Source organism: Bifidobacterium sp. LH_730 (genome assembly GCF_056355835.1).
In genome coordinates, this window is the sequence record NZ_JBKETB010000001.1 from 462333 (window position 1) to 475907 (window position 13575).

15 protein-coding genes are annotated in these 13575 nt (G+C 65.6%); 11 read left to right on the forward strand and 4 right to left on the reverse strand.

Annotated elements, in window-relative coordinates; translation table 11 throughout:
• Positions 1–64 precede the first annotated feature (64 nt).
• The 10 genes from AC1AUD_RS02205 to AC1AUD_RS02250 all read left to right on the forward strand — a co-directional run bounded on the left by AC1AUD_RS02205 (position 65) and on the right by AC1AUD_RS02250 (position 8124).
• The gene (locus AC1AUD_RS02205) at positions 65–1126 is read left to right on the forward strand and encodes an AAA family ATPase (RefSeq protein ID WP_476571628.1); all 1062 of its coding nucleotides are present in this window, start codon (positions 65–67) and stop codon (positions 1124–1126) included.
• Positions 1123–2055 carry a DUF58 domain-containing protein gene (locus tag AC1AUD_RS02210; RefSeq protein ID WP_476571630.1) on the forward strand — a complete coding sequence of 311 codons (933 nt, stop codon included), beginning with the start codon at positions 1123–1125 and terminating at the stop codon, positions 2053–2055. Before AC1AUD_RS02205 ends, AC1AUD_RS02210 begins: the two co-directional genes overlap by 4 nt.
• Position 2056: 1 nt before the next feature.
• Positions 2057–2602, forward strand: a complete 546-nt coding sequence (locus tag AC1AUD_RS02215; protein WP_476571632.1) for a hypothetical protein — start codon at positions 2057–2059, stop codon at positions 2600–2602.
• A 1-nt stretch (position 2603) separates the two neighbouring features.
• Positions 2604–3662: a vWA domain-containing protein gene (locus AC1AUD_RS02220; RefSeq protein ID WP_476571634.1), complete on the forward strand. Its 1059-nt coding sequence runs from the start codon at positions 2604–2606 to the stop codon at positions 3660–3662.
• Complete coding sequence (locus tag AC1AUD_RS02225; RefSeq protein ID WP_476571636.1) at positions 3644–4738, forward strand: VWA domain-containing protein; 1095 nt, start codon at positions 3644–3646, stop codon at positions 4736–4738. Before AC1AUD_RS02220 ends, AC1AUD_RS02225 begins: the two co-directional genes overlap by 19 nt.
• Positions 4735–5361 carry a DUF6466 family protein gene (locus AC1AUD_RS02230; RefSeq protein WP_476571638.1) on the forward strand — a complete coding sequence of 209 codons (627 nt, stop codon included), beginning with the start codon at positions 4735–4737 and terminating at the stop codon, positions 5359–5361. Before AC1AUD_RS02225 ends, AC1AUD_RS02230 begins: the two co-directional genes overlap by 4 nt.
• Before the next feature lie 199 nt (positions 5362–5560).
• Positions 5561–5869 (forward strand): hypothetical protein, encoded by a 309-nt coding sequence (locus AC1AUD_RS02235; protein WP_476571639.1) that lies wholly within the window; start codon positions 5561–5563, stop codon positions 5867–5869.
• The gene (locus tag AC1AUD_RS02240) at positions 5866–7482 is read left to right on the forward strand and encodes an esterase/lipase family protein (RefSeq protein ID WP_476571641.1); all 1617 of its coding nucleotides are present in this window, start codon (positions 5866–5868) and stop codon (positions 7480–7482) included. The genes AC1AUD_RS02235 and AC1AUD_RS02240 overlap by 4 nt, the downstream gene beginning before the upstream one ends.
• Positions 7483–7544: 62 nt before the next feature.
• Positions 7545–7811 carry a hypothetical protein gene (locus tag AC1AUD_RS02245; RefSeq protein WP_476571643.1) on the forward strand — a complete coding sequence of 89 codons (267 nt, stop codon included), beginning with the start codon at positions 7545–7547 and terminating at the stop codon, positions 7809–7811.
• On the forward strand, positions 7804–8124 hold the full coding sequence (locus AC1AUD_RS02250) for a hypothetical protein (protein WP_476571645.1): 321 nt from the start codon (positions 7804–7806) through the stop codon (positions 8122–8124). The genes AC1AUD_RS02245 and AC1AUD_RS02250 overlap by 8 nt, the downstream gene beginning before the upstream one ends.
• Positions 8125–8186: 62 nt before the next feature.
• On the opposite strand, the gene AC1AUD_RS02255 is transcribed toward AC1AUD_RS02250, so the two are convergent.
• The 4 genes from AC1AUD_RS02255 to AC1AUD_RS02270 all read right to left on the reverse strand — a co-directional run bounded on the left by AC1AUD_RS02255 (position 8187) and on the right by AC1AUD_RS02270 (position 11901).
• Positions 8187–9197: a sensor histidine kinase gene (locus tag AC1AUD_RS02255; RefSeq protein WP_476571647.1), complete on the reverse strand. Its 1011-nt coding sequence runs from the start codon at positions 9195–9197 to the stop codon at positions 8187–8189.
• A 96-nt stretch (positions 9198–9293) separates the two neighbouring features.
• Positions 9294–10187, reverse strand: coding sequence for a hypothetical protein (locus AC1AUD_RS02260; RefSeq protein ID WP_476571649.1), 894 nt, complete (start codon positions 10185–10187; stop codon positions 9294–9296).
• Positions 10184–11080 carry an ATP-binding cassette domain-containing protein gene (locus AC1AUD_RS02265; protein ID WP_476571651.1) on the reverse strand — a complete coding sequence of 299 codons (897 nt, stop codon included), beginning with the start codon at positions 11078–11080 and terminating at the stop codon, positions 10184–10186. Before AC1AUD_RS02265 ends, AC1AUD_RS02260 begins: the two co-directional genes overlap by 4 nt.
• A gap of 86 nt (positions 11081–11166) precedes the next feature.
• The gene (locus AC1AUD_RS02270) at positions 11167–11901 is read right to left on the reverse strand and encodes a response regulator transcription factor (protein WP_476571653.1); all 735 of its coding nucleotides are present in this window, start codon (positions 11899–11901) and stop codon (positions 11167–11169) included.
• A 209-nt stretch (positions 11902–12110) separates the two neighbouring features.
• Between AC1AUD_RS02270 and purB the strand changes: the two genes are divergently transcribed.
• Positions 12111–13550 (forward strand): adenylosuccinate lyase, encoded by a 1440-nt coding sequence (gene purB, locus AC1AUD_RS02275; RefSeq protein ID WP_476571654.1) that lies wholly within the window; start codon positions 12111–12113, stop codon positions 13548–13550.
• Positions 13551–13575: the final 25 nt, after the last annotated feature.

Genomic DNA, 13575 nt, shown 5'->3' on the forward strand with positions numbered 1-13575 from the left:
ACATACGCCGCATACCGCGGAACGAGGGGCGATCCAGTCATCGCAAGTTGTTACGGTGGTGGGCATGAGTCTGTTTCCCTCCAATCCGCAGATGCCCAAGGCGCCTGCAATCCCCGCTTCCGGCGCGCCGAACGCGCTGACCCAGGACGATCTGACGCGGGCACGCGCCCTTGCCGACCGCATCCGCGCGCGGTTCGCCACCACGCTGATCGGCCAGGACAACCTGCGCGAGGCGCTGATCGTGACCCTGGTGGCCGGCGGTCACATCCTCATCGAATCGGTGCCTGGCCTGGCCAAGACCACGGCCGCGCAGACGCTGGCGACCTCCGTCTCGGGCAGCTTCAAGCGCGTGCAATGCACCCCCGACCTCATGCCCTCCGATCTGGTGGGCACGCAGGTCTTCGACTTCGCCTCCCAGCGCTTCACCACGCAGATCGGCCCGATCCACGCGAATTTCGTGCTGCTCGACGAAATCAACCGTTCGAACGCCAAGACCCAGTCGGCCATGCTCGAGGCGATGGCCGAGGGCGCCACGACGATCGGCGGCGAGCGCATCGCGCTGCCCCGCCCGTTCATGGTCATCGCCACCGAGAATCCGATCGAGGAGGAGGGCACGTTCAACCTGCCCGAGGCGCAGATGGACCGCTTCATGATGAAGGCGGTGATGACCTATCCGAGCGCCGACGAGGAGCAGCGCATGCTGGCTCTGCTGGCGCGGCGAGGCACCGACGTGGCCGACCCGCATGCCGCGGGCACTGATATGCTGTCGATTCCCGACGTGGAGTTCCTGCGTGCCTCCGCCCGCCGCGTGCATGTCTCCGAGGCGATCATGCGATACGCGGTCGATCTGGCCGCCACCTCCCGGGGCGCCGGCTCGCGCCCGGTGTCCGGCTTGTCGAATCTGGTGCGTCTCGGCGCCAGCCCGCGCGCCTCGATCGCCTTCGTGCGCATCGGCCAGGCGAACGCGTTGCTCGCCGGCCGCGACTATGTGGTGCCCGACGACCTCAAATCCTTCGCCCACGAGGTGCTGCGCCACCGCATCATGCTCACCTTCGAGGCGCTGGCCGACGGCGTGGATGCCGATCAGGTCGTCGATCGAATCGTCGAGGCGGTTCCCGTTCCATGATCCGCTCCAGCCACGCCGACGATCCGATCCGCAGAAAGATCGAGGCACTCGGCACCCAACTGAGCCTGCCCACGGTGCGCAAGGCGCTGGGCATGCTCGAGGGCGAGCATGCCTCGTCCCGGCGCGGCGGGGGCGACGAGCCAATGGATGTGCGCGCCTATGAGCGCGGCGACGAGGCGCGTCTGATCGACTGGCGGACCAGCGCCCGGCAGGGGCGTCCGATGGTCGTCAACCGCGAGCGCCGCGCCACCTCGCGCGTATGGCTGCTGCTGGACGTCGGCCGGCAGATGACCGGCGTCTGTCCCTCCGGGGAGAGGGCCTGGCAGGTGGCGGCCAACGGCCTGCGCATGTTCGCCGCCCTGTCGCTGCGCCGTGCCGACGATGTGTCGCTGGTGTTCGGCGACGCGGGCAGCATCACGCGTGTGCCGTTCAACGGCGGCTTCGCCCAGTTCGAGCGCACGCTCGACAAGGCGTTGGAACGCAATTGGGAGCATGCGCGCAATATCGACGCGCTGCTCGATTATGCCCGCCGCATCAAGGAGCATGGCTCGCTGATCGTGCTGGCCACCGACGAGATGGCCCTGTCCGAGCGGCATATGGCGACCTTGCGCCGCATCGCGCGCACGCATCCGCTGGTGCTGATCGACGTCGGTCTGCTCAATCCGCTGTCGCCGTCCGGCGCGGCTCCGGCCGCGTTCGATGGCCTGAGCCGGCGGCGTGTGCCCGCGTTCCTGCGTTCGCCACGGGCGGCCCAGGAAGTCGCGACGCACCGCGGATATACGGCTGCGGCGCTGGAACGCGAGCTGACGAACATCGGCTCGCGCATGATTCGAGCCGATTCCAGCGAGGGGATGTTCGCCGCCTTCGTGCGCATGGTCTCCCGGGCCGTGGCGGGCACTTCGTTCACGCCTAGAATGGGAAGGTCGTGACATGCCCCTTTCCCAGCGTTCTCCCCTGACCGCATTGGCCGAGCAAGACTTGCTGCCTGTGGCACAGCTCGATCTGACCGCTCCCCTTGTCGCCGCAATCGTCATATGCCTCTTGCTGGCGCTGGTTCTGACGGCGCTGTCCATCGTCCTGTCTCGTCCGGCGCGCCGCGCCAAGCGAGTGAGCCGACCGGGCACGCATAGCGAGGTCTCCGGCAAATCCGCATGGCACGCGCGCATCGAGGATATCGTCCGCCGGCATGCCGCGGGCGATTTGGAACGCGAGGACGCCTTCACCGAACTCGCCGCCGTCGCCCGCGACTATGCCTCGGCCGCCTCGTCCGACGACCTGCGCTCGAGCACGCTCACCGACATCGCGAGGGTTCCGCGCCATCCCGGCAACCGGCATGGTCTGGATATGCTGCGGCAGACGATCGAGGCCCTGTATCCTCCTGAGTTCGCCGATGCCGCGGCGAACGCACAGGCGCGCGATACCAGCGTCGAGGAGGCCGCCGGATGGGTGGCCATGCTGGTGGAGAGGTGGCGTTGATATGAGTTTCCACTGGCCCTGGGCCCTGCTCGCGGGCGCGCTCGCCGCGCTGGGCATTGCCGCCACCGCAATGGCCGCGTTTCTGTTGCGCAGGCGTGATGACGCCGGCCCTCGCGTCTTCTCGCTGGACGACGATCTCAACACCGAGCATGCCTCCCGCCTGTTCCGCCAATGGCGGCTGCTCGGCCGTCTGGCGGCCATCGCGCTGGTCGCCGCGCTGGCGTTGGCGATTGTGCTGGTCGCGCGCCCCGCGGCCGTCGACCGCGGGCAGGAGCGCGCCAGCAGCCGCGACATCGTGCTGTGCCTCGATGTGTCCGGCTCGACCCTGCCCTACGACCGCCAGGTCATCGACACCTATCTCGATCTGGTGGACAGTTTCAAGGGCGAACGCATCGGCATGAGCATCTTCAATTCCACTTCGCGCACCGTCTTCCCACTGACCGACGACTATGACTTGGTCACCGAGCAGCTCAAGGCCGCCAGCAAGGCGCTGCGCGGCGTCGAATCGCAGGACGACATCGACCAGATGAGCGACGCCGATTACCAGCGCATCTCCGACTGGCTGGAGGGCACGCAGAACCGCAAGGACGCGACCTCGCTGATCGGCGACGGCACGGTCAGCTGCGCGGCCATGCTGCCCGGTTTCGCCTACGGCTCCGATTCGGCGGACGCCAAGTCGCGCCAACGCGCCGCATCCATCGTGCTCGCCACTGACAACGTCGTCTCCGGCACTCCCACGTATTCGCTCTCCGAAGCGCTGGAACTGACCTCCGGCGCCGGCATCACGGTCGACGGACTCTATTCCGGCCCCCGTTCCAGCGAAGGCGACAACGCCACCGTCGACATGCGCAAGACCATCGAATCCCATGGCGGCGTGTTCCTTTCGCGCGCCGGCGGCGCCTCGGTCGACGAGTTGGTGCGGCGGATCGAACAACGCCGTGATGCCGAGAACCATGAGAACACGCGGGCCGCAATGACGGACGCGCCGGGATGGTGGACGCTGGCGTTGACCGTGCTCATGGTCTTCTGGCTGGTCCTGACATGGAGGCTGCGCCGATGAACCTGATGCTCTCCCCCGCCCTCGGATGGGCCGCCGGCGGCGCGATCGCCGCGATCATGGCCGTTATGGCCGTCGTCGAAGTCGTGCTATTCGTGCGCCGGCGGCGCGGTTCCACTGGCGGCGGCGCCCCGGATACCGACGAGACCGTGGCCGCCTGCGTTCGCCGCACGATGCTCTGTCTGCTGGTGGCGTTGATGGCGCTCACCCCATCCGTCACCGCCGCGACCAATTCGCGCGCCGTGAACGCCACCGATGTGGTGGTGGCCGTCGATGTCACCGGATCCATGGCCGTTTCGGATGCGGCCTATGGGTCCGGCGAGACCATGACCCGATTGGACGCGACCCGTCGCGCCGTGGACGAGCTGACCTCGCTCTATCCCGATTCGAGTTTCGCGGCGCTGCGCTTCGGTGCTTCCGGCACACTCGACGTACCGTTGACCCCAGATACGCGCGCCATCGGCAACTGGGCCGCCACGCTTGCCCCGGAGGCGACCGACGTTTCGGCCGGCTCCAGTCTCGACGCGCCGCTCGACCAACTGCTGCTCACGCTCAAGGATCTGCGCGAGCAGCATCCCGACGATGCGATCGTGCTCTATGTGATCACCGACGGCGATGAAACCTCGCAGCGCTCCCGCCGTTCCTTCTCCTCGCTGCGCCGGTATCTGGACGATGCCTATGCGGTGGGTGTCGGCTCCGAGCAGGGCGGGAACATACCGGTGATCCGCGGCGGCGTTGCGTCCGATGGGCCCGACGGGACCGACGGTGCCGACGGCGAGGGCTCGTCCGACGAATGGGTGACCGATCCCGACACCGGACAGCCCGGCGTCTCCAAAATGGATATGGACAATATCAAGGAATTGGCCGACGAGATGGGCGGCGCCGCGCTTGCGCTCGGCGCGAACACGACGCTCGCCGGCGCGCGTTCCGACGCGGCCTCCGACCGCTGGCGCGTGGGCGAAAGCGCCAAGGAACGCACGCGCACCCAGCCGGTGGTCTGGCCGCTGGCCATCGCCGCGGCCGTGCTGCTCGCCTTCGAGGCGGGCGCTTGGTTCGCTGCTTCGAGGAGGCTGCTATGAGCAATGATTCCAGCGTTCGAAGGACCTCTCCCGCTCCTCAGACCCCATCGGGGATCCCGGTGCGCCGCAAGGCCCGCGCGCCGTTGGGCGCACGCGTGGCTCTGGGCGTGATCGCGGCGTTCGCATTGCTTGGCTCGGGGATGGCCGGCGTGAATCTTGCGGCCGTGGGCACCTTCAACCAGGCGACGACAAGTCTTGAGGCCAATATCAAGACGGCCGACGAGCCGACCGTCGATCTCGATGAGCTCAAGGTGCGCCAGCAGCAAACCGATGCCCAGTTCGCCGACGCAGGAGCGCTCTCCCCCGTGCTGTTGCCGCGTATCAGGCAGGCCATCGACGTCAACGCCGAGGTGTCACGCACGCTGACCGAACGCACCGAACAACGCATCGCCGAACGAGACAAGGCCGCGGACAAGGACCAGCAGGCGGATGCCGGCAAGGAATCGGCCAAGCAGGGCGGCGGCTTGACCGCCGAACAACGCGCCAAGGTTGAGGAACTGCTCAAATCCAACCAACAGTCCACCGATGCGCAGAACAAGTCGGACACGGCGTCCAAGGCCGGCTCCGGCAAGGGCACAGGCACCAAGGGCAAAACCAGCAGCGACACGACAAAGCCGTGGTGACGGGGAGTCACCGCTCGCAAAAGCGGTGATTCCGATGCCTCATTCCGCTCGATGGCATCCTCGCCACTCACGCTCCGTCATTCTCCGGTGCCCGTCGAATTTGTGGCAATGGTCCTGACATTATGTGGATAACCCACCCTCCGACCACAATGCCCGATTCGGCTGGACAGTCGCTTCATATCCCCGTTTCCATGGGTTTATGGAGAACGGTTTCAACCCACTGACCGGATTGCGCGGCAACGGCCCGGCCAGCGCGTTTCAGGCAGCCCAATGCCCATGCCGCGCAAACGCACGCCAAGTCCGCGCGCTCATAGCCTCGACGAGGGCTGACAGCGACGTCGCCCTCGAGAATCTGCAAACGGCCATCCTGCGCGCCAAGAGCATCGATTGGGAAGGCAAGGCCTCCGAACTCTTCCGTTCCCGGCTTGACGAATCGATGCGGCGCGCGATCGCACTCTCCGACCGCATAATCGCCATGCAGCGCCTGAGCCGGATGGAGGCGGCATGAACTGGCAGGTTTCGGCGAAGGTGAGCGGAGGCCACCGGTTCTCGACGGCCACCGAGGAGGAATACCAGGCGACCGCACGGGCGCTCGATGACCAGAGCGCGGCTTTGGAACGCATCGCCTTGCAATGGAGCCAAGCGACGTTCGACATCGACCGGCTGCGCATCTCCCCCTCCACCTGCGCCGAATATGATGCGGCCGCCGCGGCCCTCGGCGCCACCGCAGGCCCGCATGTGACGGTGCCCTTCGATCTGCTGGTCTCGCAGGCAGACGAGCACGCGGCCATATGCCGCGAGCTGGCCGTTCAGATGGAGACCATGGCCGAATTGCTGGCCCGCGCGCATGAGCTCTACGACCACGCCGAGGAACAGGCCAGCCGTGTCACGAACGAATCGCTCCAACTGCTCGGGGCCCTTTCGCCGTTCGCCGCGCTTTTCTCGTTGGTCGGACGGCTGGCCGGCGGTGCGTTGGAAGGGCTTTTCCGCGAGGGACGATTCAACAAGTGGTGGCTGGCGGAGGCGACCAAGGACGTGCAGGAGGGATCGCTTGCCGCGATTGCGTCGGCCCTTTCGCTGCGCGCAGGTCCTCTGAGCGGCATCAGCCGGACCGACGAGTCGAACCATGCCGCCTCCATGCTCGCACCCATGATGGCCGCGCGGGCCAAGCGACTGCAGGGCGACGCGCTGCTGGTGCGCGAGGTGCGGCCACGCGTGCCGGTGACGAGTCGCGCCGGCAGCGTGTCGGAAGCCTTGGCGGGGCTGCAGCGGTTGTCCGACGTCAGCTATGGCGTCAGCGATCTCGATTCCGGACTGGCTTACGGAACGATATCCATTCAGAAATACCGGCGCGAGGATGGCTCGCATTCATGGCTGGTCACGATCCCCGGCACCGACGGCAATCCCGATTCTCCCTTCGGATGGCCGCAGAACATCGAACTGATGAGTGACAAGGCCGAGATACGGCGGCGGGCGGACAGCGCGCGGCTCGTGGTCCAAGCGATGCGCGACGCCGGCATACGTTCCGACGATCCGGTGGCGTTGATCGGGCATTCGCAGGGCGGCATCGTGGCCGCGACCATCGCCTCGGATTGGGCCGCCGACTATGACATCCAACATGTGGTGACGGCGGGGTCTCCGGTGGCGAACCATCCGATCCCGTCGAAGACCTGGGTGACCAGCATCGAGGTCGACGACGAGCTTGTGGCTGCGACCGATGGCGCGCCGAATCCGGCGACCCCCAACTGGCTGACGGTGCGGGGCACCAGCGCGCCGACGCCAGGCACGGGCGAAGCGGCTTCAAGCGGCGCGGCGGCGATGGCAGGTGCCGGTGTGGCGGGCATCGGCGCCGCCGGCATCGACGCCTCGGCCAAGCCCTTCGAAGCAGCGCCGGTGGCCGGTGCCGGGAAACCCAAGGAAAGCAGCCATTACCTGCGCTACCATCAGGCCGCCTACCAACACGCCTCGGACCTCGGCTCGCGCGAAACCATCACCCACGAGCGCCATTTCCAGAAGGTCGTCGGCGGCGAACTCGTGGAGACCAAATACTACGAGGGACGCATGTCAAAGCAGTCTTCCCCGAACAAGCCCCAATCAGGCGAGGCAGGTCAATCCCGATGATGGCCCATAACATGCGTAATACGGAGCGTTATACATCGCGTTATACTACGGATAAGGATCTGGTGATTCACCCGCATGCGCGTAAGCACGGTCTCACGGACGAGCAGATATGCCATGCCTATGCCACCGGTAGGCACAAAGCCATCGTCCGGTGGACGGACCGCAACAGCGATCCCCTGAGATGGGCGACCATCGGATTCGACGCGCAGCTGAGGCAAATCGAGCTGCTGTACGCACACCTGCGGAACGGACAGACGTTGGTGTTCCATGCGAACTATGCAACGAAGACGTTCCGCCGACAATTGCGGAGGGGATGGAACAATGGCTGAATATATCGCGGAAGATGGAACCATCATCACCGAGGAGATGATCGACAGCTGGGTCGAGGAAATCGAGCAGGGATTCCCGAATACCACCATCATTCCGCTACGAGGACGAGTATGGCAACGGGCGAAAGCGGGCGAATGGCCGCTGCCTGAACCGATGAAACCGCGGGCGATACGCATGACCGACCAGCTTTGGAAGCGGGTGAAGGAGATGGCGAAGTCGCATGGCATGGACACCAGTTCCTATGTGCGGCAGGCCTTGGCACGGGCGCTGACGGAGGATGCGCGGAAAGCGGCTTCACCCGCAGCCGAATGAACCGCGGCGTTGCGGCGCGAATGGCTCGCTACGGCGCGATGCTTGGCCACCGGCGCCGCGGCTCACCACAACAGGGTGATGGCCAACGCCGGGGCCGCGTCGGAACCATCCAGATGGGCGAGGAGCTTCATGCCCATCGACTCGGCGAGCGCACGGGCCGTGGCAAGGCCCAGTCCCGAACCGCGTGAGCCGCGTGCGTCGTCGGCTTGATAGAAACGCTCGAACAGCCGGCTCACATCGAGGTTCATGGCTTCGGATGGGTCGATGGCATTGGAAAAGTCCAACCGACCATGACCGGCCGGGACCGTCGAACCGTCGTCGCTGCCGCCGGTGCCCCGCCTATGCCCGGACGTGGATGCATCCGATGCCGCGATGTTGCGTTGCATGATATGCAACGGCCCGGTGCCGTGGCGCAGTGCATTGACGATGAGGTTGTCGAGGATGCGCGCCAATGCCTCGCGGTCAGCCAATGCCCCGACGCGCTTATCCTCGAATTGCACGGACGGCTCCCAGCCACGCTCCTCGAACTCTGCGTAGTGACCGACCAGAATGTCGACGAGCAACGGATGCATGGATACCATGCCAAGGCTGGGCACGCGGTCCGGATCCTTGGCCTTCGCATAGGAGAACAACTGGTCCAGGAGGCCCCGCATGTCCTTGAGCCGACTCATCGCAGCCAGAAGATGATGATGCGCAGTCTGGTCCCGTTCCGAGGATTCCCCGTCAAACCGTGATGAGGCGAGAGCCAACTGGACATGGCCTTGCGCACCCATCAACGGCGTGCGCACATCATGGGCGAGCGCGGACATATCGCGTTGAAAGGCGGCGCGTTCCTCGCCCATGAGGATATGCTCGGTCTGTATGGCATCCAGCTGCCGGTTGACGGCACAAGCCAGTTCACGCGGCGCCCGGCCGGGCAATCCGACGGTCAGCCTCGCGTTGGAACCGGCCGGGCGTTCGTCGAGGAATCGCGCCATGCGCCGCATCTCGCGGGCGCCCCATGTCCACGCCGCGCCAGAGCCCAGCACCATACCGGCCAATAGCCCGATCCATATCCATCCCACGCCGTTCATCCTATCCTTCGACCCCGCAAGGCAATGCGACAGCCGACATGCCACGTCCGATGCCACACGCTCGACCAACGGAACGCGCGGCATCGGGGCGAAGCATCAGCGGATATCCCGCTTGCGCACGGCGACCAGTGACACCGCCCCGCCCACGACGATCCACACGACGAAGTGCACCAGCGCGAAGGCCCACAACGGCCAGCCCCATGTGGGAACAAGCGCGTTCACCGTGCCGCCGGCCGTCTCGTTCAGGTCGGGAATCCGCATCAGCGCGGACGGGGAATCGATCGCCATCAACGAGTAGTAGGCCGTGGATTGGGACAGTTCCCGGATGAACGACACCTTGCTGGCGAACTGCCCGTTGACCATCAGCAGCAGGGAGCTGAACGTACCCGTCATCATGAGCAGGGCGACGACGACCGAGGCGGCCTTGTTGCGGCACACCCAGGTGACGGCCGCGGCGATCACGGCCAGCGCGTAGATTCCCAGCGTCATGAGCGCGACGTATCCGAGGGTCAATCCCCAGTCGTCGTGCCCGGTGACGGTCACACCGACGAGGGGCGCGCCGATTCCGAGAACCGACAGCGGCACAATGACGAACCACACGGTGAGCAGAGCCAGCAGCATCAGTTTCTCAACAACGTATCCGATTCGTCCGCCCCGTCCGGAACAGCCGGCGAAGAGATTCTTGGCGAAACCAGTGTCAAAGTCCTCGATGACAATCAGCACGGCCAGCACCGTCGTCATGCTCATCCAGACGCCGGAGAACCCCAAGCGGGCGAACATGTCGCCGTGGGTCGCGTAGGTCACGTTGGGACTGATGCTCGATTCGCCGACATAGCTATCGACCTGCATCTCGCCCCCGTTCGCCTCCAGCCAGGCGGCGAACAGCACGAACGCGGCACATGCCAGCATCAGCGCATGCATCACCCACAGCTTGCGTCCATGCATCAGCCGACGCACATCCGACCGCAGCAATCCCAGTATGCCCATCATCGTTCCCCTTCCATGGCCCCGAGGAAATACTCCTCCCTATCCCTATGGTTGACGCTCATCTCCAGCACCTCCTGGTTGGTTTCGTGCAGGATGCGCGCGATCTCGGCGGTCTCGAAACCGCCGGAGACGATGAGCGATCCGTCCGGTTCGGCGGCGAACCGGACCGACCCGCCGAGTCGTTCCTCGAGAATCGCCAAGGTCCTGGCGGTGTCGGTGGTACGCAATGTCAGGCTTTGACGACATTCGGCCTCGACCTGTTCGGCGGTTATCTCTCGCACGATGCGCCCGGAGACGATGACGCCGTAATGCGTGCACATGCGTTCCAATTGGTCAAGCACATGCGAGCTGATGACGATGGTGATGCCGCGCGTGCGGTTGAGTTCGACCAGCAGGTTGCGGATTTCGCGCGCACCCTCCGGGTCGAGTCCGTTGAGCGGCTCGTCGAGCAGCAGCAGGTCAGGCCCGCCGAGCAATGCCATCGCCAGTCCGAGCCGCTGCTTCATGCCCAGGGAGAAGCCTTTGGTCGCCCGCCCGCCGACCCCGTCCAACCCCACCTGAACCAGAAGGTTCCGGCACTCGGCCTTCGGGTCGGGCAGGCCTTGGGCAAGCGCCAGCGTCATCAGCGTGTCGAAGGCGCTCAGGTTGGGCAGCAGTCCGGGCGCTTCGATAAGCACGCCGATTCGATGCGTCCGGTTGCCGCCGAACACCGCCAGCTCACCGCCATCGGGCGAAACAAGCCCGGCGACCATCTTCATCATCGTGGACTTGCCGGCGCCGTTGCGCCCGACGAAGCCATAGATCGCGCCGGCCGGCACATGCATGTCGGCATGGTCGATGGCCACCTTGCCCGCGTATCGCTTGGTCAGCGCACGGGCGGTCACCACATCCATCATTCTTCTCCTTGCGAGTCGTTCCCAGTGTCACGACCCAGCGTATGGACCGGTTCCTGCGCATCCCTTGCCCGTTTCTTACGGATTTCTTATTTCGTTGCGCTCGCTTTCCAACCGAGGCCCCAGACGGTGCGCAGATAGGAGTCGGTGCCGGAGGGCTTGAGCTTGGCCCGCACCTTGGAGACATGAGCGGTGACCGTGTTGTCGTCGCCCATCCAGGATTCGCCCCAACAGGCCTCATAGAGCTGCGCCTTGGTGAACACGCGGTCGGGGTGGGCCATCAGCAATTCGAGGATGTTGAACTCCAGGTTGGTCAGGGTGATCGGCTGGCCGTCGATGGCGAAGGAGCGAGCGGACGGATCGAGCCGCCAACGGCCGAGAACCAGCGCAGGCGCGGCGACAGACCAACCATCCTCGGACGATTCGCGATGGCTCCGGCCGGCAGCCGACGAAAAACCACGCCCCCGCAACTGGGCATTGACGCGGGCGGCCAGTTCGTCCAAGTCGAAGGGCTTGACCAGATAGTCGTCCGCGCCGAGACGGAGCAGCCCCACGCGGTCGGCAAGCGCCTCCTTGGCCGATATCACGATGATCGGCATCGTCGCGCCGGATGAGCGCAAGGTCTCGACGAGGCTCTCGCCCGTGGCACCGGGCAACATGAGGTCGGTGACGATCAGATCGAAGCGATCGGCGCCGACGGCCATCAGCGCCTCGGCACCGTTGCACGCGGAGGAAATCTCATGCCCATCGCGGCGCAGACGCTCGCCAACGACCTCGTTGATATCCGCGTCATCCTCCACGACCAAAATCCGAGCCCCTGGCATGGCTTCCCCTCTTTCTCCAGCCTCGTTGACGAACAGTTGGCGGTTTTGCCCAACAGTTGGCGGACAAGCCACGCACCGGCGAACCACGGACCCCGGAACACCGCCGCTTCCCCGCCATCCGCGGCGGGCATTCCCTTGGTAACCTACCAACTCTGCCCCCCAAACCGCCAACTGTTCGCCATTCGTGGGGTGGAAGTACCCTTGGGGATATGAAGCTCACCGAAATTTCCCCCGCAATCGCATTGACCCCGCTTGACGGCCGCTATCACAAGGCCACCGCACCGCTCGTGGAATACCTGAGCGAGCCCGCGCTCAATCGCGAGCGCATGCGCGTCGAGGTCGAGTGGATGATCCTGCTGGCCAACGGCTTCGAAGGCAACGGCAACAAGCCGGTCGTCGAGGGCGTCGAGCCGTTCACCGACGAGGAGATCGCGTTTCTCCGCGCAATCCCGGAGGACTTCGGCGCGGAGGGCATCGCCGCGCATGCCGCGCACGAGGCCGTGACCCACCACGATGTGAAGGCCGTGGAGTATTACATCGACGACCAGTTCGCCAAGGCCGACCCCGCCATGATGCCGCATATCAACGACGCGTTGAAGACCCTCGTGCACTTCGCCTGCACCTCCGAGGACATCAACAACCTGTCGATCGCCCGCTGCGCGAAGAACGCGATGGAGCAGGTGTGGACGCCCGCGTTCAAGGGCATCATCGACCATCTGGCCGCCAAGGCCGAGGAGCACCGCGACCTGCCGATGCTGTCGCTGACGCACGGCCAGCCGGCCACGCCGACGACACTCGGCAAGGAGCTGGCGGTCTACGCCTATCGTCTGGGCCGCCAGCTCAAGCACATCGAGACCCAGGAATACCTCGGCAAGATCAATGGCGCGACCGGCACCTTCGGTGCGCATCTGGCCGCCTGCCCCGACGTGGATTGGGTGGCCGTCTCCCGCGAGTTCGTGGCCAACCGCATGGGGCTGACCTGGAATCCGCTGACCACGCAGATCGAAAGTCATGACTGGCAGGCCGAGCTGTATTCGGCCGTCTCCCACGCCAACCGCATCATGCATAACCTGTGCGTGGATGTGTGGATGTACATCTCCCGCGGCGTGTTCGCGCAGGTGCCGGTCAAGGGCGCGACCGGCTCGTCGACGATGCCGCACAAGGTCAACCCGATCCGCTTCGAGAACGCCGAGGCGAACTTCGAGATCTCCTGCTCGCTGCTCGACACCCTGTCGGCCACGCTGGTCGAAAGCCGTTGGCAGCGCGATCTGACCGATTCGACCACGCAGCGCAACATCGGCTCCGCGCTGGGCTACTCGCTGCTGGCCCTGAGCAACTTGAAGGGCGGACTCGACTCCATCCACCCCAACGAGACGGTGATGGCACGCGAGCTCGACGAGAACTGGGAGGTGCTTGGCGAGCCGATCCAGACCGCCATGCGCGCCTGCGAGCTCAAGGGTCTGCCCGGCATGGACAAGCCCTATGAGAAAGTCAAGGAACTGATGCGCGGCCACACGATCGACCGCGCGCAGGTTGAGGAGTTCATCGACCAGCAGTCCTTCGACCAGGACACGGCGGCTCGCCTCAAGGCCCTGACGCCGGCGACCTACACCGGCGTGGCCTCCAAGCTCGTCGACTATCTGCGCTGAGGGCACGCCCAGCCGCGCAATCACC

Excerpts from the sequence above, each read along its gene's own strand:
- AC1AUD_RS02235 (WP_476571639.1), top strand. The coding sequence starts at position 5,561 with ATGGAGAACGGTTTCAACCCACTGACCGGATTGCGCGGCAACGGCCCG.
- AC1AUD_RS02225 (WP_476571636.1), top strand. The coding sequence starts at position 3,644 with ATGGAGGCTGCGCCGATGAACCTGATGCTCTCCCCCGCCCTCGGATGG.
- AC1AUD_RS02270 (WP_476571653.1), bottom strand. The coding sequence starts at position 11,901 with ATGCCAGGGGCTCGGATTTTGGTCGTGGAGGATGACGCGGATATCAAC.
- AC1AUD_RS02250 (WP_476571645.1), top strand. The coding sequence starts at position 7,804 with ATGGCTGAATATATCGCGGAAGATGGAACCATCATCACCGAGGAGATG.
- AC1AUD_RS02215 (WP_476571632.1), top strand. The coding sequence starts at position 2,057 with ATGCCCCTTTCCCAGCGTTCTCCCCTGACCGCATTGGCCGAGCAAGAC.
- purB (WP_476571654.1), top strand. The coding sequence starts at position 12,111 with ATGAAGCTCACCGAAATTTCCCCCGCAATCGCATTGACCCCGCTTGAC.
- AC1AUD_RS02265 (WP_476571651.1), bottom strand. The coding sequence starts at position 11,080 with ATGATGGATGTGGTGACCGCCCGTGCGCTGACCAAGCGATACGCGGGC.
- AC1AUD_RS02230 (WP_476571638.1), top strand. The coding sequence starts at position 4,735 with ATGAGCAATGATTCCAGCGTTCGAAGGACCTCTCCCGCTCCTCAGACC.
- AC1AUD_RS02255 (WP_476571647.1), bottom strand. The coding sequence starts at position 9,197 with ATGAACGGCGTGGGATGGATATGGATCGGGCTATTGGCCGGTATGGTG.
- AC1AUD_RS02240 (WP_476571641.1), top strand. The coding sequence starts at position 5,866 with ATGAACTGGCAGGTTTCGGCGAAGGTGAGCGGAGGCCACCGGTTCTCG.
- AC1AUD_RS02210 (WP_476571630.1), top strand. The coding sequence starts at position 1,123 with ATGATCCGCTCCAGCCACGCCGACGATCCGATCCGCAGAAAGATCGAG.
- AC1AUD_RS02220 (WP_476571634.1), top strand. The coding sequence starts at position 2,604 with ATGAGTTTCCACTGGCCCTGGGCCCTGCTCGCGGGCGCGCTCGCCGCG.
- AC1AUD_RS02205 (WP_476571628.1), top strand. The coding sequence starts at position 65 with ATGAGTCTGTTTCCCTCCAATCCGCAGATGCCCAAGGCGCCTGCAATC.
- AC1AUD_RS02260 (WP_476571649.1), bottom strand. The coding sequence starts at position 10,187 with ATGATGGGCATACTGGGATTGCTGCGGTCGGATGTGCGTCGGCTGATG.